The following is a 21,091-nucleotide window of genomic DNA, read 5'->3' as shown; positions in this document are numbered from 1 at the left end:
ATGTTGACCACTTAATAATCAGCGACTACGCTGATATCCTCAAACGATAGAATCTGCCATAGAGTTAAGGAAAACTAATGTGAAAGATCGAATGCCTCCCTTACAGGGCTTGTATTACTTTTTCGTTGCAGCAAAGGAAGGAAGCTTTAAAACGGCAGCAAAAGAACTGTTTGTTACGCCAGCGGCCATTAGTCAGCAAATTCGTCATTTAGAAGAGTTCTTAGGCACGGACCTATTTGTTCGTCAGCACAGAAAAATCGTGCTCACACCTGAGGGAGAGCTACTGTTTACTCAGGCAGAAAGAGGGTTTGCTCATTTGCAGCAAGGGGTTAGATTAGTCAATCAAGATCCAAACCCGAACCACCTTTCGATATCAACACTCCCCTCTTTCGCTCATCATTGGTTGGTCCCGAAGATTACGGCTTTTCGCCAGCGTCACCCTGATATCGCCTTGCTATTAGAACCAACCAATGATTTGGTGTCTTTTCAAGATAGCCAGATAGATTTATGTGTTCGTTACGGTTTAGGAAAATATCCCAATTTAGAATCACAATGGCTGATGGACGAAGCTTTTTATCCTGCTTGTCATCCGGTGTATCAGAAAGAGCACGGGATCTATAACATCGAGGATTTAAGCAAAGCTGAGCTGATTGAAGATGTTTGGCCTGATCTTGATTGGAATATGTGGTTAGCAACCTTGGGTCACTGCGCAGCAAAGCCTACCTTAAAATACAGTGGATCACATCTCGTGCTTGAGGCTGCACTATCACTTCAAGGCGTCGCATTGGTAAAACACAGTTTAGCTCATCAATATTTTCGTTCTGGCAAATTGGTCCGAATTGGAGATATCGCCATCAAGCCCAATTTTGCGTATTACTTATGCGCGCCAAAAGGCTACTTAAAAAGACCTAAAGCTCAATTGTTTGCGCAATGGTTGAAGGAAGAAATAGAAATATTTGAAAAGTCAGTGGTACCAGACTTTAGGACCATTGACCTAAAAGGCAACAGTACTAGAACGGCATCATAACAATCATCAAAACAAACACGCTCTGCGTATAAGACTGCTAAATACAAAAAGCCCCGCACTAAGCGGGGCTTTCAAGTTATAGAGTTAACTTAAGAATTACTTCTTAGCGTTACGCTCTTTAACGTCAGCAATTACTTGCTCTGCAACGTTTGTTGGACATGGTGCGTAGTGTGAGAACTCCATAGAGAACTGACCACGACCAGAAGTCATAGTACGTAGAGTACCGATGTAACCAAACATTTCTGATAGAGGTACATCACCCTTGATACGTACGCCAGTAGACGCTGCTTGTTGGTCTTTGATCATACCACGACGACGGTTAAGGTCACCGATTACGTCACCAACGTGATCTTCTGGAGTGAACACGTCAACTTTCATGATTGGCTCAAGAAGTTGCGCGCCAGCTTTAGGCATAGACTGACGGAATGCACCTTTCGCTGCGATTTCGTAAGCGATAGCTGAAGAGTCAACTGCGTGGAAACCACCGTCGAATAGTTCAACTTCAACGTCTAGAGTAGGGAAGCCAGCTAGAACACCGTGCTCCATCATTGACGCAAAGCCTTTCTCAACTGCAGGCCAGAATTCTTTAGGTACGTTACCACCAACAACTGTAGATTTGAACGTGAAGCCAGAGTTTGGCTCACCTGGTTTGATGCGGTAGTCGATCTTACCGAACTGACCAGAACCACCAGACTGTTTCTTGTGCGTGTAGCTATCTTCGATTGCTTGAGTGATAGTTTCACGGTAAGCAACCTGTGGAGCACCAACTTCTAGCTCAACGCCGTAAGTACGCTTAAGGATATCTACCTTGATGTCTAGGTGAAGTTCACCCATACCTTTCAGGATAGTTTCGCCTGAATCTTCATCAGTCTCAACTTGGAATGATGGATCTTCTGCAACCATTTTACCGATCGCGATACCCATCTTCTCAGAACCGCCTTTATCTTTAGGCTTAACTGCGATAGAGATTACTGGATCTGGGAAGATCATTGGCTCAAGAGTACATTCGTGCTTAGGATCACATAGAGTGTGACCAGTTTGAACGTTCTTCATACCAACTACAGCGATGATGTCACCAGCTTGTGCTGAATCGATCTCGTTACGCTCGTCCGCGTGCATCTCAACCATACGGCCGATACGCTCTGTTTTACCAGTTGCAGAGTTAAGGATTGTGTCACCTTTCTTCATCTTACCAGAGTAGATGCGGATAAAGGTTAGAGCACCGAAGCGGTCATCCATAATCTTAAATGCAAGAGCACGTAGTGGCTCGTCTGCAGATACAGTCGCAACTTCACCAGTTGGCTCACCAGTCTCTGAATCAGTTAGAGGCTGTGGATCAACTTCTGTTGGAGATGGTAGGTAATCAATTACCGCGTCAAGAATAAGTTGGATACCTTTGTTCTTGTACGCTGAACCACAGTAAGTTGGGAAGAATGCTAGATCACGAGTACCTTTACGGATACAACGTTTGATGTCTTCTAGAGATGGCTCTTCGCCTTCTTCTAGGTAAGCCATCATTAGATCTTCGTCTTGCTCTAGAGCAGTTTCGATTAGCATTTCACGGTATTCAGCAGCTTTCTCTACCATGTCTGCTGGAATATCTTGAACTTCGTAGTTCTCTGGTTGGCCAGACTCATCCCATACGTAAGCTTGTTGGCTTAGTACGTCTACAACACCTACGAAATCTTCTTCGATACCGATAGGTAGAGTCATAACTAGAGGTGTAGCACCTAGTACGTTCTGTACTTGATCTACAACTTTGTAGAAATCTGCGCCCATACGGTCTAGTTTGTTAACGAAGATCAGACGTGATACGTGTGATTCGTCAGCGTAACGCCAGTTAGTTTCTGACTGAGGCTCAACACCACCAGAACCACAGAATACACCGATACCACCGTCAAGTACTTTTAGAGAACGGTAAACTTCGATAGTGAAGTCAACGTGTCCAGGAGTATCGATGATGTTTAGACGGTGATCGTTCCAGAAACAAGTTGTTGCTGCAGACTGGATTGTGATACCACGCTCAGCTTCCTGCTCCATGAAGTCAGTAGTAGTTGAACCGTCGTGAGTGTCACCGATCTTATGGATCTTACCAGTTAGCTTTAGGATACGCTCTGTAGAGGTAGTTTTACCCGCGTCTACGTGAGCAAAAATACCAATGTTTCTGTATTTTGATAAATCAGTCATTGTCTTACTCTGTTAATAAGGTATAAAGTGCGCGCAGAGTATATCACATTCTGTCAATACTGATACCCTTGCGTGCGGATGGAAGAAAAAAAATTTTAACGTGAAATTTCCGTCCCCAAAGCATAGTCAAACACAGCAATTTATGTACTTTATTCGCATTTTATTGAGGACGAATAGAACAGTTTGTGATTGCACAAATACCATTCTTATGAGCATTACAGCTCGTCAAAAGCCTCTATAGCTTCCGACAATTTCTTAACGCCGTGAATTTGCATGCCAGGGATGCCACCTTTCGGCATGTTGGCTGCTGGCACGATGGCTTTCTTGAAACCATGTTTGAACGCTTCATTCAAACGCTCTTGCCCACTTGGCACTGGACGGATTTCGCCCGCAAGCCCTACCTCACCAAAAATCACCACATCTTTAGGGAGTGGACGGTCACGAAAACTCGATAAAAGCGCCATAACTAAAGCAAGATCAGCGCTTGTCTCCGTCACCTTAACACCGCCAACCACATTAACAAAGACATCTTGGTCTGCCATTTGTAAGCCACCATGCTTATGCAACACAGCAAGCAAAAGTGATAGGCGGTTCTGCTCCAAGCCGACCGCAACACGACGAGGGTTGGCTAACTGCGAGTAATCCACCAGCGCTTGAATCTCTACTAGCAGAGGGCGCGTACCTTCCCAAACCACCATGACGGAAGAGCCTGATGTTTCTTCTTCACCACGAGAAAGGAAGATCGCAGATGGGTTACTCACTTCTTTCAATCCCTGGCCTGTCATTGCAAAGACACCAAGCTCATTCACAGCGCCAAAACGGTTTTTATGACTACGCAAAGTGCGGAATCGGCTATCCGTTCCACCATCGAGTAGTACCGAACAGTCGATAATGTGTTCAAGAACTTTAGGGCCCGCAAGGGTACCATCTTTTGTTACGTGACCAACAATAAATACCGCAACATTATTCTGTTTTGCGTATCGTGTCAGAGCCGTCGCAGATTCACGTACCTGAGCAACACTGCCAGGCGACGATTGAACATCAGAAACGTGCATCACCTGAATCGAGTCTATCACCATTATACGAGGCTGCTCTTTTTCGGCGATTTGGCAAATTTTGTCGACGTTCGTTTCCGATAGCATTTTTAAATGATCTTTCGGCAAGCCCAATCGGGAAGCACGCATTGCCACCTGCTGTAATGACTCTTCACCGGTTACGTAAAGCGTTGGCATTTGCGCAGATAAACTACACATGGTTTGCAACAGAAGGGTTGATTTACCAGCGCCAGGGTTACCACCAATCAAAATTGCGGCACCTGGTACAACACCACCACCCAACACGCGGTCAAGCTCTTTAAACCCACTGGTGAAGCGAGGTACTTCTTGCAGATCAATTTCGGATAGCGTTTGAACCGTAGCTTCTGTTGCGGAACCAGCGTAGCCGCTTAAGCGTTCATTGCGAGCAACGGTTGGCGATGCAGCGATACGTACTTCTGTTATCGTATTCCATGCACCACATGCGTTACACTGCCCCTGCCAACGGGGAAAGTCCGCGCCACAATCATTACAAACATACGCTCGTTTTGCTTTCGCCATGATGCCTCAATTTTTTCTACAAATGTGACTAAGCACAGCCAAGTCAGACCTGAACTGAAATGAACTATTGATATACTTAAGTATTACTTCGCTTAGCCGATACAATTTAAAGTAACGACATACTCTAACAGAAATAATGCAGCAATCTGAAATTCTCTCGCTCGCAGAACGACTCATTCCCGTTTACGGTACGAATGACTTTGACTTTGTCCTTGGCCAACTGACCGAGGAAGAGCCGCCTTCGGCCAAAATTTTGGTTAAAATGGAACTTAACCGCTTAATGGCTCCATGCAAAAAAAGCATTGATTTGCGAGGTCGCGTTCAAGGCGAATGTCGCGAGTATATTTTGGATGGTATTCCACATTGGTTGGATGATGTTGCTTTCAACGCTTACCATAAAAACATCAAAAAGTTTGGCTGCTACACGGAAGGAATGTGGGAAGCATTGGTCAACACGCGAAATAACTTTCGCGTAATGAGCAAGCGCCTTACTCAGCAAAAAACGCAATCGTTAACGGATCCTAAAAGCCCGTTCTTAGCAGAACCCGTTCACCTAGGCTACGATTTAAAGCGCCAAGAAAAACGCTTGAAAGTCCAATCTCAAGTTGAAATTTGCCGTTCTAAAGGACAGCTTCTTCATGGATTAAGCATTGATTTATCTAGCTCTGGCGCAAAGTTCAAAGTCCCTAGCGCATTTAAATATAACCTTGGGGAAATTATTCAGGTCACGTTTACTGAATTTGCCAGCAAATCTAACGTTGCAGGTATAGAGAAACCGCTTGCATACCGCATACTCGCGGTTGATGACTGTTACGAAAATGACTCAGTTCGATACCTCAGAACCATACGCTTAACTGACACCAATGTCGTCACCAGAGTGATAGATGAAGCGCTCAACAGTGCTGCTAAAAGGGCTCGTCACGACAATCAAGACAAGATTATTCGAGCTCGAACTCGCGGTTATGAGCACATCGCACTAAAGCACACCAGCAGCTTGCCTCTATTCTTTGATGGTAGTGACCTAAAATTAGCAATGTTAACGCCAAACAATCAAAAGCTTTGGCAATACTGGCACGATGAGAGAAACCAGCAAATGTTTGGTTCCTTATTCAACGAGCAACGCATCGCGTCACTCATTAAGCCTGGTGTTAAAGGAACAACCAATGTCCTTTATTCATTTACTCACGAGCACGAGAATCGAACCTATTTCTATTCGATGTTTCGCCCTGAAGCAACTCGCGAACAGCGCCAGCTATTTTGGCATTTAGGTGGCAAACGAGAGAGTTGGCGCGCCTTTAGAATTTCAATCTTTGAACTATCAGAGCAAGAACAGGAAGACCTAGCAGCATTCTCTCCAGAGTTGGCAGAAACGTCTCAATCACTGACTCATATTGGTATTTTGCAAGAAATTGCTGACGAAAAGTCAGGGCAGGATTACCTGCTAACTGAAAAGCCGCGCTTACCCGCTAATACGTTAAACGCGTTTCGCCATCCGAGAAGAGTTATTGGCAATCCAAAGGGCATTTATTTTGATGCAAAGTCTCGTCGTAAAGAGCCTCGTTATCGTTTTAAAACACCTTTAGAGTTGTACTCAGGACAAACTAAAACAGGCGGCTGTACTGTTGACCTTTCCAAACGAGGACTCGGAATTAGGCTAAGTGAGCCCACGATGTTACGTTCTGGGCAAGAGGTAAGAATCAACTTTCGAGAATTACAACTCTACGATAAAAAATTGCCGTTAATGTCGGTACCATACCGAGTAATTCGTGTAAGCCCAGATGGTTGTAGCGTGCAGTTAGTTATTGATGAAAGCAGCCAAACCATGAAGGTAATCGCTTTTTTCAACAGCATTATCGAGCACAATCAAGACAAGCTAATCCCGCAAAAAGAGACGCTACCAAGTAATGCTCTACTTGAAAGGCTGCACTGCATGTTGCTCTCGCGTACGCTGAGCACGCCCATTTTTATCAGTAAGAGTACGTCATCTTCAATAAAAACCCCCGTTATCGGGGTGAACTTGCCGCTACCTAAACACATTGAACTTTTTGCCCGTCTTGGGCATGACCAACTGTTGTCACTTGAACCTATCTTTAAAGGCCGGACAAGCACATTAATCGCAGAGCCAATAAAACGTGTAGAAGGTGCTCAAGCCAGACATCAGGATATCTACATAAGCGCCGCAAAAGTAGGCGATAAAATTACAGGCATTGAGTCAAAGCTTCATCAAGAGTTCAACAGCGTAAAAGAGCGGATTCAATTTATAAAGAAAGCGCGAATGATGGGTGACTTTTACGTGATTCGCCTTTCTACTGCGCCAATTTTCGATCCGATGACATCATTACTGCAACAAGATTTAAGTGACTTAACCCAATTTGGTGTACATCAAGCAAGCAAGTTAGAAAAAGAGTTGACGGCGCTCGTTGGTTACAGTGAATTTGAAGACATTACTGAAGAGGTAGTAATTAGATTGGAGTTAACCGAGTAAATTCAAAGTCATACCAAATTGAAAAAAAACACCGCCTTTCTGGCGGTGTTTTTGAATGGATGGTTAAGGTTTAGCTTTCCAGCTGACCTTTTGCTGCTTCACCAATGCGCCAGATAAAATACAGAGCACACCGCCCAACCCTGCAAAGCGAATCGCTGATTGCGCTTGAGCTTCCACTTTTGGTTTTGCGTGATACGCAATCCCTAATCCTGCCACCGACATCATCACAAGATCATTAGCGCCATCACCGACAGCAACCGTGTTGTGCTGCTCAATTTCATATTCATCCGCCAGTTCCACTAGAATGTCAGACTTCATCTGCGCCGTTACCACATCGCCAAGTACTTTACCCGTGAGTTTGCCGTCAATAATTTCTAATTGATTGGAGCGAGCAAAGTCTAAGTCGACTTTATCTTTGATGTAATCAGAGAAGTAAGTAAAACCACCGGAGGCAATCGCTGTTTTCCAGCCCAAGGCTTTCAACGTCGCAATTAGCGCTTCAAAGTCCGGCATGAATGGTAACTGGGAACGAACTTGTTCAAGAATTGATTCATCGGCACCTTTGAGCTTACCAACTCGCTGACGTAAACTTTGCTCAAAATCCAGCTCACCTTGCATGGCACGTTCAGTGACTTCAGCTACCTCATCCCCTACTCCTGCCAGTTTCGCGATTTCATCAATACACTCTATCTGGATCGCCGTTGAATCCATATCAAATACAATCAACCCTTGGGTTGATAGATCGGGCACTTCATTAAGCGAGGCGTAATCTAGGTTGAGACTTTGTAAGATCGTTTCATGTTGAGGAGTCAACTCTCCGGCCATCAAGGCTACTTCATATTGGCCAACTTTCCACGTTTCTAGTATCGGGTTGTAAAAGCCGGTGAAGAAATCAATGTCTTCGAAGTGACTTGGCGAAAGGTACTCAGCAAATACGATCCAGTTTGCTTTTGCTTTATCTAATTGGGAGGCAAATCGAGTCTCGGGTAATCGTTTTAAAAGTGTCGTATGTTTTCTGATAGGCAAGCTTTTTGACGCGTCCATGTATATAATCCCTTATGACTTTGCTAAAACGTTACCTCAACAAACTAAAAAGGCAAGTCTTTGTTTTATTTTAAATGGATGAGTAAAGAGCATGAGTGAATCTTTGTTCTCAGTAAGGAATGCCCTAAGAATTCTGGCACTAATCCTACTGTGTGTGATGTTGTTTATCACAATAAAAAACAGTGTTGTGATCAGTAAGGGTAATGAGAAAATTCAAGCACAACAGCTTGAAACACTCACCAAAGTTTTGATTTCACAGGCGTCTCTTTCTGCCAGTGAGATGATTTTAACTAAAGATCAAGAACGATTACTTCAGCTAACAAACCAGCTAGCACAAGACCGTTTAGTGTTTGATGCAACAATCTACGATGCACAGGGCGTACGTTTAGCGTCTAGTGAAGAGGCATTATCGGTACGCGAAGTTCTTGGCCTGGATACGCCTTTGGCAACAGCTTCCATTGGTCGCCAGCAGTTGGTTGAACCAGTTTTTGCAGATGGTGCGCTTATCGGTTTTGTTCGCGTGACCTTTGAGACGGGCCGGGTGACGGCAATTTCAGACCACCACTATCGCAAGAGCGATCGTTATATGTACATGATGGTCTTAATGAGCTTTGTCTGTGGTATGTTGTTCATCTTGATTTTACGTCGACAACCGATACGTCGTAAAAAAGCGCCAAACCTGCTGCTAACCAAGTAACTAGGTAGCGCTAACAACTCATATAAAAACAGCCCGCAATGTGCGGGCTGTTTTTTTAGCTCTTGAGAGCGAAAAATAGAATGACTCTTCGTCGCTTACTCTTCGTCACCAAGCAATACTGAATCTAGTGCGATTAGCATCATGTCGTTGAATGTCGTTTGACGCTCGTCAGATGTAGTCTGTTCGCCAGTCTTGATATGATCAGAAACCGTACAGATTGTCAGAGCTTTTGCACCGTATTCTGCCGCAACACCGTAAATACCAGCCGCTTCCATTTCAACACCAACAATGCCGTACTTGTCCATTACATCGAACATTTCTGGATCTGGCGTGTAGAAAAGCTCTGCTGAGAATAGGTTACCAACTTTAACGTCAATACCGCGAGCTTTTGCAGCGTCTTCTGCCGCACGAACCATGTTGTAGTCTGCGATTGCCGCGAAGTCATGACCTTTAAAGCGGATACGGTTCACTTTAGAGTCAGTACATGCACCCATGCCGATCACAACATCACGCACTTTGATGTCTTCATTCACTGCGCCACAGCTGCCAACACGGATGATTTTCTTCACGCCGAAGTCTTTGATTAGTTCAGTCGCGTAAATCGAGCATGATGGGATACCCATACCGTGGCCCATTACCGAGATCTTACGGCCTTTGTATGTGCCTGTGTAACCAAACATATTACGAACGTCACACACTTGAACGACATCTTCAAGGAAAGTCTCTGCGATGTATTTTGCACGTAGTGGATCACCAGGCATCAGTACGACGTCTGCAAATGCACCCATTTCAGCATTGATATGTGGAGTTGCCATTTTCTTTTCCTTAACCTTTCTCTAGCGCTCCGCGCTTAAGGCGATATAAGCCAGAGTATTCTCATTTCCGACAAGCAGCATTTACATACTGCAAACATAAAACTAGGAGCAATCAAGCTCCTAGTTTTCAAAAACCTAACTAATTATAGGAAGTTCTTACCGTAATCCATTGGAGAAGTACCGAAGTAACTTGCCAATGTTTGACCGATATCTGCGAATGTTTCGCGGCGGCCAAGAGAACCAGCTGGTACTTTTTGACCATAAACCAATACTGGGATGTGCTCACGAGTATGGTCAGTGCCTGGCCATGTTGGGTCACAGCCGTGGTCTGCCGTTAGGATAAGCACATCGTCTTCTTCCATAATCTCTAGCACTTCGTTGATACGACCATCGAAGTACTCAAGTGCCGCTGCGTAACCCGCTACGTCACGACGGTGACCGTAAGCTGAGTCGAAGTCTACAAAGTTAGTGAATACGATCGTGTTGTCGCCCGCTTCTTTGATTTGCTCTAGCGTTGCTTCGAACAATGCAGGGATACCTGTCGCTTTCACTTTCTTAGTGATGCCGCAGTTTGCGTAGATATCAGCAATCTTACCAATAGAAACCACGTTGCCTTGCTTCTCATCAACGAGCTTCTGAAGAACCGTTGCTGATGGTGGCTCTACAGAAAGATCACGACGATTACCTGTACGCTCAAATTGACCTTTACCAGCACCAACGAATGGGCGCGCGATAACACGACCAATGTTGTAATCTTCTAGCTCTTCACGTGCGATTTGGCAAAGCTCTAGTAGACGGTCTAGACCGAAAGTCTCTTCGTGACATGCGATTTGGAATACAGAGTCAGCAGACGTGTAGAAGATTGGTTTGCCAGTCTTCATGTGCTCTTCACCAAGATCGTCAAGAACTTGAGTACCAGACGCGTGACAGTTACCTAGGAAACCGTCAAGCCCCGCACGCTCAAGAATGCGGTCAGTCAATTCTTTCGGGAAGCTGTTTGCTTTGTCAGTGAAGTAACCCCAGTCAAACAGAACAGGAACACCTGCGATTTCCCAGTGACCAGACGGCGTGTCTTTACCTGAAGAAAGCTCTGCTGCATGACCGTATGCACCAATGATTTCAGCGTCTGCGTCTAGTCCAGGTGCGAAGCGACCTGTCGATTCTTTATGCGCCATTGCCAAACCAAGTTTCGATAGATTTGGAAGGCGAAGTGCACCTTGGCGATTGTCGTTATCTGCTAAGCCTTTTTCACATTGGTCAGCGATGTGACCTAGTGTGTCTGAACCTACATCACCAAATTCTTTAGCATCGGCAGTTGCACCGATACCGAATGAGTCTAGTACTAAAATAAATGCTCTTTTCATTGCTCGTTCCTTAGGCCCACTCGGCTTTTTATTATGGTTGAGTAGGCCTTGTGTAATTACTTGTTCTATTGGATATCTTCTGCACGAATTTGGCGGTAAACCTCTGGAGTTGGTGTGTATTCACCACCTACTTTGATTGCACTGCGCAGTGCTTTTGCCGCTTCTTCCCATTGCTCTTCAGTGCGAGCGTGGATAACCGCAAGAGGTTTATCACTGTCTGCGACCTCACCTAGGCGGATGAACTCGTCGAAACCAACTGCGTAGTCGATTTCATCAGTAGCAACTCGACGACCACCACCCATAGCAACCACAGCCATGCCGATAGCACGTGTATCCATTGCAGAGACAATGCCCGTTTCTGTTGCGTAAACTGGCTTGATGATTTCTGCTTTTTCTAAGTAGTTGTCGTAGTTTTCTACGAAGTCCGCAGGACCGCCTAAGCCAGCAACCATCTTGCCGAAGCACTCAGCCGCTTTGCCGTTATCCAGCACTTCCATCAGTTTTGCGCGTGCGTCTTCTGTGTTCTCAGCAAGCTTGCCAAGTACTAACATTTCAGCACATGAAGCCATGGTCACTTCAAGTAGACGAGGGTTACGGTATTCACCCGTTAAGAAACGAACCGCTTCACGAACTTCCACTGCGTTACCCGCTGAAGACGCCAATACTTGGTTCATGTCCGTAAGAATTGCCGTAGTCTTAGTGCCAGCACCGTTTGCTACAGCAACGATTGATTTTGCTAGCTCTTCAGACGCTTCGTAAGTTGGCATAAATGCACCTGAACCCACTTTTACGTCCATCACTAGCGATTCCAGACCCGCCGCCAGTTTCTTAGAAAGGATCGACGCCGTAATCAGGGAGATATTGTCTACCGTTGCGGTAATATCACGAGTCGCGTAAACACGCTTATCCGCAGGAGCAAGGTCACCAGTTTGACCGATGATCGCCACACCAGCGTCTTTGGTTACTTGACCAAAAACATCGTTGCTCGGCGTAATGTTGTAACCAGGGATAGATTCAAGTTTATCCAGCGTACCGCCTGTATGACCAAGACCGCGGCCAGAGATCATAGGTACGAAACCGCCACACGCTGCCACCATTGGGCCAAGCATTAAAGAAGTTACGTCACCCACACCACCGGTTGAGTGTTTATCGACAATTGGACCACCGAAGTTCATGTGGCTCCAGTCGATAACCATGCCCGAATCACGCATTGCACACGTTAAGGCAATGCGCTCATCCATGGTCATTTCATTAAAGAAAATCGTCATAGCAAACGCCGCAATCTGACCTTCAGATACCGTGTTGTTCGCTACGCCTTGAATAAAGAAGTTGATTTCGTCGGCGGTTAGGACTTCGCCGTCACGTTTTTTACGAATGATTTCTTGTGGTAAATACATTAGTGCCTCCCAAGCTCTTTTGAGCCATGGTTGTAGTAGGATAGAAGAGGTTTGGTAGCACCCGTTTAGGTGCTACCGTTCAGACGTATTATTGGAATTAGTACGCTGTTGGATCTGCGACGTCGTCCGATACTTCTAATGTATTTAGTAGGTTGGTTAGCAGGCTAGACGCACCAAAACGGTAGTGACGAGCATCAACCCAGTTGTCACCTAGGATTTCGTCAGCCATTGCTAGGTATGCTGCTGCGTCTTCAGCAGTGCGCACACCACCTGCTGGTTTGAAACCAACAGTTTCTGCAACACCCATGTCGCGAATAACTTCAAGCATCATGCGAGCGTATTCTGGTGTTGCGTTTACTGGCACTTTACCAGTTGAAGTTTTAATGAAGTCAGCACCTGCTTCAATACAGATTTGAGATGCTTTCTTGATTAGTGCTTCTTCTTTTAGTTCACCTGTTTCGATGATCACTTTAAGAAGAATGTCACCACAAGCTTCTTTACATTGCTTAACTAGTTCGAAGCCTACTTTCTCATCACCCGCCATTAGCGCGCGGTAAGGAAAAACTACGTCAACTTCGTCTGCACCGTAAGCAACCGCCGCTTTTGTTTCAGCAACTGCGATTTCAATGTCGTCGTTACCATGTGGGAAGTTCGTTACTGTTGCAATACGAACCTCTGGCGTACCTTGCTCACGAAGTGTCTTCTTAGCAATAGGAATAAAGCGAGGGTAAATACAAATTGCAGCTGTGTTGCCTACTGCTGTTTTCGCGTCATGACATAGTGAGATCACTTTTGCATCAGTGTCATCGTCATTCAACGTAGTTAGGTCCATAAGTTTAAGTGCACGTAGCGCTGCTGCTTTTAAATCGCTCATTTCTATCTCCGATCAATATTCAAAAAATTCACTACTCAGCCTTACATCACGTCTTTAACTATAATCAACAAGTCGAGACAATGTGAGTAAATGGCTAAACAGTCTATTAATGAACGGACTTGGTTCCCTGAAGACTCGGCATATACAGCGAAAATTTATCATATGCCAATTGCTATCCTTGTCACCGCACAGTACCAGTTTGGCCTATGGCACAACAATCTATGATTGCGGTGTCTTTAATATCACATCACAAAGCAAAACGCCTATTAGATCTGATATTGCAGGGCAATTCATTTGCCCATCGATTATGTAATATTCATTACGTGATTAAGAATCAAGCTTAACCACTATCCTGTGATTAATACATTATAGAGTTTCACCGCAAAACTGTAGCACCAAATAGAGCGCAAACGGTTTGTATCTCAAAATTTCCTAGCCCCTATTCCATTGACTGCGTAATACCTCGACTAAGGCAAACACCCGATGAAATTTTGGAGCCCGAAAAACGAAAAATGCCCCGCAGCAATCTCTTGCTACAGGGCATGATGTAAAACGGCGTCTATATATTAAGAACCGATTCTAATTATAGTGCTGCAAGGCTTAAGCAGAAGCCTGCAATTGTCGCGGCCATAAGGTTAGACAACGTACCTGCAAGAACTGCTTTAACACCCATGCGAGCGATGTCACTACGACGGTTTGGTGCAAGGCTACCTAGACCACCAAGTAGAATCGCGATAGAAGAAAGGTTCGCGAAACCACATAGTGCGAATGAGATGATAGCTGTTGTCTTCTCAGACATTACTTCACCAGTTGCCGCGATTACTTGAGCGTTTTCACCTAGGTATGGTGTGAAGTTCAAGTAAGCAACGAATTCGTTCACTACGATTTTCTGACCGATGAATGAACCAGCTGTTACAGCTTCTGCCCATGGAACACCGATTAGGAATGCTAGTGGAGAAAACGCGTAACCTAGGATTAGCTCTAGTGTTAGTTCTGGCATGCCGAACCAACCACCGATGCCACCTAGCATACCGTTGATTAGCGCGATTAGACCAACGAATGCGATTAGCATTGCACCTACGTTAAGCGCAAGTTGTAGACCAGAAGCCGCACCGCCCGCAGCTGCGTCGATTACGTTAACTGGTTTGTCGTCACCGCCGTCCATCGCTTCTTCGATACTTTCGTGAGGCTGGTCAGTCTCAGGGTGAAGGATTTTAGCGAACAGTAGACCACCTGGTGCTGCCATGAATGATGCCGCAACTAGGTACTCTAGTGGAACACCCATAGATGCGTAACCTGCTAGTACACCACCAGCAACAGAAGCTAGACCACCACACATTACCGCGAATAGCTCTGATTGAGTCATTTTTGGAACGAATGGGCGAACAACTAGAGGTGCCTCAGTTTGACCTACGAAAATGTTAGCTGCAGCTGACATTGATTCCGCACGAGAAGTGCCTAGCGCTTTTTGTAGTGCGCCACCAAGAATCTTGATAACCCATTGCATAACGCCAATGTAGTAAAGAACTGAAATCAGTGCAGAGAAGAAGATCAGTGTAGGAAGAACACGGAATGCGAAGATGAAACCGCCGCCGCCGAATACTTCGAACATCTTGTCAGAAACAAGACCACCGAATAGGAATGATGAACCATCGTTACCGTAGTTGATAACGTTAGAAACACCTGAAGAGAAACCGTTTAGTAGATCACGGCCCCAAGGTACATACAGAACAAATGCACCTAATGCGAATTGGATAGCGAATGCGCCACCCACAGTTCTAAAGTTGATAGCTTTTCGGTTGTTAGAAAATGCTACTGCAATCGCAAGAAGCACTACCATACCGATTAGGCTCATAAACAGGCTCATAGTTTATGACTTCCTTATAAGTTATTTATTGGCGTGTTACAAAATGGAGCTATAAAGCGGGGGCAATTATACTCATGCAGAATCAATTAAAGTAATGCCAGCCTCACACTTTCCTATAAGATTCATGATTGATTCAACCAGCTTTGTGAGTTAATTCACAATAAGCAGGAAAACGTTTTCGATTTCAAACTACATCTTTAGATTTTATTCACATATCGAGAAAGCAAAATTGCTATTTTTCCACAGTTGAGAGGCAATCGATTGCTTTCGGCCGTTATGCAACTCTACGAGCTCATTAAAGACGTGAATGAGTTTGGCTGGGTGATTTGACTCCCCTTGATATCCAAGTATAGGCATATCTGGTGCGTCTGTTTCGATTACTAGGTTTTCGAGTGGTAATTTTTGAATTGCGTCGCGTGTTTTCTTGGCTCTTGGGTAGGTAATCGTTCCTCCTACACCGATAAAAAAACCTAATTTGACCCACTCCATGGCTTGCTGATAACTCCCAGAAAAAGCGTGTAGCACACCACCTCTAGGGAGATTCGCCGCTTTCACCATTTGAATGAGGCGATTGTGCGCTTTTCGGCTATGTAAAATAACTGGGAGTTCGAAGCGTCTAGCCAGCTCAAATTGAACTTCAAGTGTCTTTTCTTGCAACTGTGGATAAACATCAATGGCAAAATCTAAACCACACTCTCCTATTGCTACGCACTGTGGTCCTTTTTGATTTAGATAGCCTTCTAGCTCTGTAAGGTGCTGCTCAACGTTATCTTCAAGAAAATACGGATGAAAGCCGAGCGCATAATACAAATTGGCATGTTGCTCTGCCAAAGTTTGAATACGAGCCCAGTTTTGCGGACCGACGGAAGGAATCAAAATTCTTGCGACGCCTTGCGTTTGAGCAAGCTCAAGTTGATGCGCAAAGTCATCTTGAAACACATCAAAATCAAAGTGGCAGTGCGTATCAAAGAGCTTCATCTTGACGCTTTTTATCTGTATCTGCGGGCAGAAAATCAGGAGATCGTTGGGCTTCACTCTTCTCTTCAGTTTGATGGGCAGGGTCTTTTCGATATGGGACACAACTGCGTTTCTGATCGGGAGTTAGCCCCATCTCTTTACACCAGTTGTCGTAACGCTTTAGCCCACGTTTAAACCAATTCATATCTTATCCTTATATAAAAACGCCCTTGGCTAAGTTTATAGCCAAGGGCGTTTTAAAATCTAGTTTGCGTTACGGCTTACCCTAACCGCGCCAAATTAGTGCTCACGCGTCGCACGGAAATCAACGTCAGGGAAACGCTCTTTCGCTAAGTTTAAGTTAACCATTGTTGGAGCGATATACGTTAGGTTATCACCACCATCCAATGCTAAGTTCGCTTGATTCTTGCGTTGGAACTCATCCAGTTTCTTCGCATCACCACACTCAACCCAACGCGCAGTTGCAACGTTAATGCCTTCATAAATCGCTTCAACGTTATACTCAGACTTCAAACGAGCCACAACAACATCAAACTGAAGTACACCAACGGCACCAACGATCAGATCGTTGTTCTGTAGAGGACGGAATACCTGTACCGCACCTTCTTCTGATAGCTGAACCAAACCTTTGAGAAGCTGCTTCTGCTTTAGTGGATCTTTCAGGCGAATACGACGGAATAATTCCGGAGCGAAGTTCGGAATACCAGAGAACTTCAGTGATTCACCTTGAGTAAAGGTATCACCAATCTGAATAGTGCCGTGGTTATGTAGACCAATGATGTCACCGGCGTAAGCGTGTTCTGCACGTGCACGGTCACCAGCCATAAAGGTTACTGCATCAGAGATACTCACTTGCTTGCCAAGACGAACGTGGTTCATCTTCATACCTTGCGTGTAAGTGCCAGATACAATACGCATGAATGCGATACGGTCGCGGTGTTTTGGGTCCATGTTCGCTTGGATCTTAAATACGAAACCAGAGAACTTCTCTTCAGTCGCTTCAACTTCACGTTCAACCGCTTGACGAGTTTTCGGCGCTGGAGCCCATTCAGTTAGACCGTCTAGCATATGATCCACACCAAAGTTACCTAATGCAGTACCGAAGTAAACTGGCGTCAGGTCACCTGTTAGGAACATTTCCAAATCAAACTCAGGGCAAGCACCCATAACAAGCTCAAGCTCTTCTCGAACACTTTCCGCAAGGCCTGCACCAACTTTTTCATCAAGCTCTGGGTTATCGAGACCTTTGATGATTCGAACTTCTTGAATCTCATGACCGTGACCTGATTCGTATAAAATCGTTTCATCACGGTGAATGTGGTACACACCTTTAAATTCTTTACCACAGCCGATTGGCCATGTAATTGGCGCACACATCATGCCCAACTCGTTTTCTACCTCGTCCAATACTTCCATTGGATCACGAACGTCACGGTCAAGTTTGTTCATGAAGGTTACGATTGGCGTGTCACGCAGACGCGTTACTTCCATCAGCTTACGTGTACGATCCTCGACACCTTTCGCCGCATCGATAACCATCAAACACGAGTCTACTGCCGTTAACGTACGGTATGTATCTTCCGAGAAGTCTTCGTGTCCAGGCGTATCAAGTAGGTTTACCAGACAGTCATTGTAAGGGAACTGCATTACAGAAGTGGTTACCGAGATACCACGTTCTTTTTCCATTTCCATCCAGTCTGATTTTGCGTGCTGTGCGTTACCACGACCTTTAACCGTACCTGCTTTTTGGATCGCGTTTCCGAATAAAAGGACTTTTTCAGTAATGGTGGTTTTACCCGCATCCGGGTGAGAAATAATAGCGAACGTTCTGCGCTTAGACACTTCGCCTAAAAAAAGGGGATTTGACATTAGTTAATCTTCTAAATTACTTTCATGCTCACAAAATAGGCAAGCATATCTACTATTCGATATTGTGCGGTATTCTCGCTTATTATCGCTGTGCTAGCAAACTGGAAAGACATGAACTGAATTTACTCGGCTCACCAGCCTTTACCTGCAACTAACAAGGGAAAGCCAGCGCCACACAAAGAGATGTAAAAATTCAAAAAATTGTTATTACATATTCAAAAGCCTCGAATCCGGATACGCATTTAAAGCATAAGTGTTGATGAGGTAATTAGTAACGGCCTAAAACTAACTCAAAAATAAGTAACTCATGATAATGGCGTCTTCCTTACCATTTCCCGATTTAGCTGGGTAATAGTTGTAACGACGGTCCACTTCATTAAAACCTGCTTGCTCATAAATATGGATAGCTGGGTGATTACTTTCACGCACTTCTAACCAAGCACTCTCTGCTTTGGCTTGTTCACAGTGTTCAATAAACGCGTCCAGCAATTTTTGCCCTAGCCCTCTGCCCTGCTGAGAAGGCGCTACTGCAATATTTAATAGTGTCACTTCTCCAACAATATTCTGTCCATAGAAGTAACCAACCACTTGAGAGCCTTCCAGCATCACATGGTGGCAAGCACCGCGACTGGATAAGTCACGAACCAAAGATTCGGCCCAAGGGTGAGAATGTGCTTGCTGCTCGATTTGCCAAACTTGGTCGAGGTGCTCTGCACGCATCGGCGTAATTTCAATTGTCACGCATTAGCTCCGTTAAGAGTACGAACAGATTTGTTGCCACAATGCGCGGCGCTGTTCGTTATTACCATCAATATCTTGTAATAGTGGCGAGATCAGGTGCTTTGCCTTGATGCTTTTATCAGCCTCACAGCCTGCAAACCACACCCACTCTAGCTGATGTTCACCCAGCATGGATAAGCGCTCAGGCTCTAGGTGCAGCGCATCATCAAGCGTGAGCTTAATGCTTTTTAATACGCGCTCAAACATCAATGCCGTCTCGTTTTCTGGACATATTGGCGATACCAATAGGAGTTTACATGAACTTTGCAAATCCAATAATGGCGATTGATAGCCTTCCAGTCTTTCAGGGTGTACCAGCTCCCATGTGCTGATCCCCATTTCACGTAAATACTGTTTCTCGTTAATTGACATTTTCCGTCACCTATTTGAACGAGGGCAATCCTATCAAATTATCGCGATTATACCTAAAGGACTTCAAGGAACACCTGAACACAATGAGATGATTTGGATATTCCTGAACATAGCGTTTTGCCAACGGCCACACATTGGGTATGACATATGAGGTACATTATGAAATTCTTAAATACGCTACTGCTTTGCACACTGGTAGCCGCCACCAGCATGAGTGTTTTTGCTAATAACAGCGACGAGTGGGAGCTGATTGCAACGAAAGCCGTTAACTTTCATACAGAAACAGATACCGTGACACCAAATAGCTTATTCCGAAACCGAAGCTTCAGTAAAATAAAACTAAAATGTGTGCAAGGAACGGTAGACATTAATGGTTTAAAAGTCGTCATGACAGATGGTAGTGAGAAAAAGCTTTCCTCTATGGGCGTACTAACAAGCGGATTGTCGACTCGTGCCTGGAGCCTTCCAGGTACAAAAGAAGCCAAGCTAAAACGGATTGAAATGACTTACAGTAGCTGGGGAAGCACAAAACTTAGCCTGCTAGGGGTAAGTAAAAAAGCGAAAATAGAGGTCTGGGGCAAAAAGAAAAGTAACCAGTCATCCTAACCTCCCTATCTCAGTTTTCAGTGAATAAGAAAGAAGCCCACTTAGTCGTGGGCTTCTTTCATTTACAGTTCAGAGAACTCTGGCGCATAGTCTATGCGTCCGGAGCGTCCAGCACATTGACCTTCGACCAACTCTGCGACTCGAAATGCACCTTTAGGGACATCCCAAGCACATTCAAAGCCCATCTCGTCGCATGATTGAAAACCCTGGCGCGCGTAATAATCAGGATCGCCCAACACCACACACACTGGATAGCCAAAATCACGCAGTGAATCAAAACCTTCTTTGATCAACTCTGCAGCGATGCCTTGGCGACGGTAATCTTCATGAACAGCCAATGGCGCTAGCCCTTGCCATGACAAATCTTCACCATTTAAGGTCACAGGGCTAAATAAAGCATGGCCTATCACCTCTCCCTCATCTGTACACGCGACTAAGGAAAGTGTGAATTTGCTGTTTTCGCGCAAACGCATCACAAGCTCAGCTTCAGCTTCCGTTGGGAAGGCGTGTTTCAATAAGCGGTCAATGGTAAGAATGTCCGCAGGGGCTTCAGTTCGAATAAGCATTCGCTACTCCGGTTGGTTGTGCAGGCGCTTGAACTCCTTTCTGAACAAAATCAGCCAATTGATTCAAAGCGACTTGCATTGCTTTCGGTAACTGCTCTAAGTCGACACTGTCCATTAAGTTTTTCACTTCTAAGCCAAGCTCAGTATCACCTTCAATTGAAAGGCGACGTTGGAAGAACAGTGTGTCAGGGTCTTCTTTACGACCAGCAATCAGTACTAGGTCGTTTAGATTACCACTAAAACTCACATCTTCCTGAACTGGTTTTTCAGCTACCACCAATTTTTCGTCTTGATAGCTGATGTACCATGCTAAGTTCAAGTCTTTAATCGCAACTTTTAACCACTTGTCTTCAAGGAACTCAAAGTCACCATCTTCCAAGGCTTCTTTAAACACCATTTTTAGCCCTTCCAGCAACGCTTTTTGCTGAATTGGCTGTGGTAATAACTGGACTGGAGAACGCAAAATATGAGCTGCGTTCTTTACTAGTTGACTGCGAATCTTGTTTAACACGTTCATTATCCGTTACTTTGTCATTAGGTTGCTTATATTAAGCAATCGTGGCGATGA

The 21,091-nt window shown here is 44.9% G+C and carries 20 protein-coding genes; 5 read left to right on the top strand and 15 right to left on the bottom strand.

Annotated features, from left to right (window positions below; all coding sequences use genetic code 11):
* Positions 1-79 precede the first annotated feature (79 nt).
* Positions 80-1,027 carry a LysR substrate-binding domain-containing protein gene (locus tag R8O70_RS11260; protein ID WP_170893994.1) on the top strand — a complete coding sequence of 316 codons (948 nt, stop codon included), beginning with the start codon at positions 80-82 and terminating at the stop codon, positions 1,025-1,027.
* A gap of 96 nt (positions 1,028-1,123) precedes the next feature.
* On the opposite strand, the gene fusA is transcribed toward R8O70_RS11260, so the two are convergent.
* Entirely contained in the window at positions 1,124-3,214 is a 2,091-nt protein-coding gene (gene fusA / locus R8O70_RS11255) for an elongation factor G (protein WP_005386444.1), read from the bottom strand.
* A gap of 215 nt (positions 3,215-3,429) precedes the next feature.
* Positions 3,430-4,809, bottom strand: a complete 1,380-nt coding sequence (gene radA / locus R8O70_RS11250; protein ID WP_005386443.1) for a DNA repair protein RadA — start codon at positions 4,807-4,809, stop codon at positions 3,430-3,432.
* 136 nt (positions 4,810-4,945) lie between these two features.
* Here radA and R8O70_RS11245 point away from each other — a divergent pair, with 136 nt between their 5' ends.
* Complete coding sequence (locus R8O70_RS11245) at positions 4,946-7,294, top strand: PilZ domain-containing protein (protein WP_258623891.1); 2,349 nt, start codon at positions 4,946-4,948, stop codon at positions 7,292-7,294.
* Between the two features lie 63 nt (positions 7,295-7,357).
* Here R8O70_RS11245 and serB read toward each other — a convergent pair whose 3' ends face one another.
* Entirely contained in the window at positions 7,358-8,338 is a 981-nt protein-coding gene (gene serB / locus R8O70_RS11240) for a phosphoserine phosphatase (protein WP_005380142.1), read from the bottom strand.
* Between the two features lie 91 nt (positions 8,339-8,429).
* Here serB and R8O70_RS11235 point away from each other — a divergent pair, with 91 nt between their 5' ends.
* A complete protein-coding gene (locus R8O70_RS11235; RefSeq protein WP_005391677.1) occupies positions 8,430-9,035 on the top strand; it encodes a YtjB family periplasmic protein in 606 nt (201 codons plus the stop codon).
* Positions 9,036-9,130: 95 nt separating this feature from the next.
* Here R8O70_RS11235 and deoD read toward each other — a convergent pair whose 3' ends face one another.
* From deoD to deoC, 4 genes are all read right to left on the bottom strand, one after another.
* Entirely contained in the window at positions 9,131-9,850 is a 720-nt protein-coding gene (deoD, locus tag R8O70_RS11230; protein WP_005380140.1) for a purine-nucleoside phosphorylase, read from the bottom strand.
* Positions 9,851-9,993: 143 nt separating this feature from the next.
* Entirely contained in the window at positions 9,994-11,214 is a 1,221-nt protein-coding gene (locus R8O70_RS11225) for a phosphopentomutase (RefSeq protein ID WP_017820430.1), read from the bottom strand.
* Positions 11,215-11,279: 65 nt separating this feature from the next.
* A complete protein-coding gene (gene deoA, locus R8O70_RS11220) occupies positions 11,280-12,611 on the bottom strand; it encodes a thymidine phosphorylase (protein ID WP_017820429.1) in 1,332 nt (443 codons plus the stop codon).
* Between the two features lie 97 nt (positions 12,612-12,708).
* Entirely contained in the window at positions 12,709-13,485 is a 777-nt protein-coding gene (gene deoC / locus R8O70_RS11215; RefSeq protein WP_005380133.1) for a deoxyribose-phosphate aldolase, read from the bottom strand.
* A gap of 90 nt (positions 13,486-13,575) precedes the next feature.
* Between deoC and R8O70_RS11210 the strand changes: the two genes are divergently transcribed.
* Entirely contained in the window at positions 13,576-13,710 is a 135-nt protein-coding gene (locus tag R8O70_RS11210; RefSeq protein WP_005391675.1) for a hypothetical protein, read from the top strand.
* 358 nt (positions 13,711-14,068) lie between these two features.
* Here the strand turns inward: R8O70_RS11210 and R8O70_RS11205 are convergent, their stop codons facing one another.
* From R8O70_RS11205 to R8O70_RS11180, 6 genes are all read right to left on the bottom strand, one after another.
* Complete coding sequence (locus R8O70_RS11205) at positions 14,069-15,352, bottom strand: NupC/NupG family nucleoside CNT transporter (protein WP_005380131.1); 1,284 nt, start codon at positions 15,350-15,352, stop codon at positions 14,069-14,071.
* 204 nt (positions 15,353-15,556) lie between these two features.
* Positions 15,557-16,330 carry a TatD family hydrolase gene (locus tag R8O70_RS11200; protein WP_213871656.1) on the bottom strand — a complete coding sequence of 258 codons (774 nt, stop codon included), beginning with the start codon at positions 16,328-16,330 and terminating at the stop codon, positions 15,557-15,559.
* Positions 16,317-16,514, bottom strand: coding sequence for a DUF5363 family protein (locus R8O70_RS11195; protein ID WP_017635884.1), 198 nt, complete (start codon positions 16,512-16,514; stop codon positions 16,317-16,319). Before R8O70_RS11195 ends, R8O70_RS11200 begins: the two co-directional genes overlap by 14 nt.
* A gap of 95 nt (positions 16,515-16,609) precedes the next feature.
* A complete protein-coding gene (gene prfC, locus R8O70_RS11190; protein ID WP_005380123.1) occupies positions 16,610-18,199 on the bottom strand; it encodes a peptide chain release factor 3 in 1,590 nt (529 codons plus the stop codon).
* Positions 18,200-18,484: 285 nt separating this feature from the next.
* Positions 18,485-18,940, bottom strand: coding sequence for a ribosomal protein S18-alanine N-acetyltransferase (rimI, locus tag R8O70_RS11185; RefSeq protein WP_005386430.1), 456 nt, complete (start codon positions 18,938-18,940; stop codon positions 18,485-18,487).
* Positions 18,941-18,952: 12 nt separating this feature from the next.
* The gene (locus tag R8O70_RS11180; protein WP_053306748.1) at positions 18,953-19,351 is read right to left on the bottom strand and encodes a DNA polymerase III subunit psi; all 399 of its coding nucleotides are present in this window, start codon (positions 19,349-19,351) and stop codon (positions 18,953-18,955) included.
* A gap of 159 nt (positions 19,352-19,510) precedes the next feature.
* On the opposite strand from R8O70_RS11180, the gene R8O70_RS11175 reads away from it, so the two are divergent.
* Complete coding sequence (locus R8O70_RS11175; protein ID WP_064368743.1) at positions 19,511-19,957, top strand: hypothetical protein; 447 nt, start codon at positions 19,511-19,513, stop codon at positions 19,955-19,957.
* Positions 19,958-20,019: 62 nt separating this feature from the next.
* On the opposite strand, the gene R8O70_RS11170 is transcribed toward R8O70_RS11175, so the two are convergent.
* Positions 20,020-20,523, bottom strand: coding sequence for a GNAT family N-acetyltransferase (locus tag R8O70_RS11170; protein ID WP_005380119.1), 504 nt, complete (start codon positions 20,521-20,523; stop codon positions 20,020-20,022).
* The gene (locus R8O70_RS11165) at positions 20,507-21,034 is read right to left on the bottom strand and encodes a ubiquinone anaerobic biosynthesis accessory factor UbiT (protein WP_318184190.1); all 528 of its coding nucleotides are present in this window, start codon (positions 21,032-21,034) and stop codon (positions 20,507-20,509) included. Before R8O70_RS11165 ends, R8O70_RS11170 begins: the two co-directional genes overlap by 17 nt.
* Positions 21,035-21,091 lie beyond the last annotated feature (57 nt).

Origin of the sequence: Vibrio sp. 779(2023), from assembly GCF_033344285.1 — a bacterium.
GTDB lineage: Bacteria > Pseudomonadota > Gammaproteobacteria > Enterobacterales > Vibrionaceae > Vibrio > Vibrio alginolyticus.
This window is presented reverse-complemented; position numbering and strand designations above follow the sequence as displayed.

Bases quoted from the DNA above. Each gene is read 5' to 3' on its own strand.
- R8O70_RS11175 (WP_064368743.1), top strand. From the start codon at position 19,511: ATGAAATTCTTAAATACGCTACTGCTTTGCACACTGGTAGCCGCCACC.
- radA (WP_005386443.1), bottom strand. From the start codon at position 4,809: ATGGCGAAAGCAAAACGAGCGTATGTTTGTAATGATTGTGGCGCGGAC.
- deoA (WP_017820429.1), bottom strand. From the start codon at position 12,611: ATGTATTTACCACAAGAAATCATTCGTAAAAAACGTGACGGCGAAGTC.
- R8O70_RS11200 (WP_213871656.1), bottom strand. From the start codon at position 16,330: ATGAAGCTCTTTGATACGCACTGCCACTTTGATTTTGATGTGTTTCAA.
- R8O70_RS11225 (WP_017820430.1), bottom strand. From the start codon at position 11,214: ATGAAAAGAGCATTTATTTTAGTACTAGACTCATTCGGTATCGGTGCA.
- R8O70_RS11235 (WP_005391677.1), top strand. From the start codon at position 8,430: ATGAGTGAATCTTTGTTCTCAGTAAGGAATGCCCTAAGAATTCTGGCA.
- R8O70_RS11170 (WP_005380119.1), bottom strand. From the start codon at position 20,523: ATGCTTATTCGAACTGAAGCCCCTGCGGACATTCTTACCATTGACCGC.
- deoC (WP_005380133.1), bottom strand. From the start codon at position 13,485: ATGAGCGATTTAAAAGCAGCAGCGCTACGTGCACTTAAACTTATGGAC.
- R8O70_RS11245 (WP_258623891.1), top strand. From the start codon at position 4,946: ATGCAGCAATCTGAAATTCTCTCGCTCGCAGAACGACTCATTCCCGTT.
- prfC (WP_005380123.1), bottom strand. From the start codon at position 18,199: ATGTCAAATCCCCTTTTTTTAGGCGAAGTGTCTAAGCGCAGAACGTTC.
- R8O70_RS11205 (WP_005380131.1), bottom strand. From the start codon at position 15,352: ATGAGCCTGTTTATGAGCCTAATCGGTATGGTAGTGCTTCTTGCGATT.
- R8O70_RS11210 (WP_005391675.1), top strand. From the start codon at position 13,576: ATGGCTAAACAGTCTATTAATGAACGGACTTGGTTCCCTGAAGACTCG.
- R8O70_RS11180 (WP_053306748.1), bottom strand. From the start codon at position 19,351: ATGTCAATTAACGAGAAACAGTATTTACGTGAAATGGGGATCAGCACA.
- R8O70_RS11195 (WP_017635884.1), bottom strand. From the start codon at position 16,514: ATGAATTGGTTTAAACGTGGGCTAAAGCGTTACGACAACTGGTGTAAA.
- serB (WP_005380142.1), bottom strand. From the start codon at position 8,338: ATGGACGCGTCAAAAAGCTTGCCTATCAGAAAACATACGACACTTTTA.
- deoD (WP_005380140.1), bottom strand. From the start codon at position 9,850: ATGGCAACTCCACATATCAATGCTGAAATGGGTGCATTTGCAGACGTC.
- fusA (WP_005386444.1), bottom strand. From the start codon at position 3,214: ATGACTGATTTATCAAAATACAGAAACATTGGTATTTTTGCTCACGTA.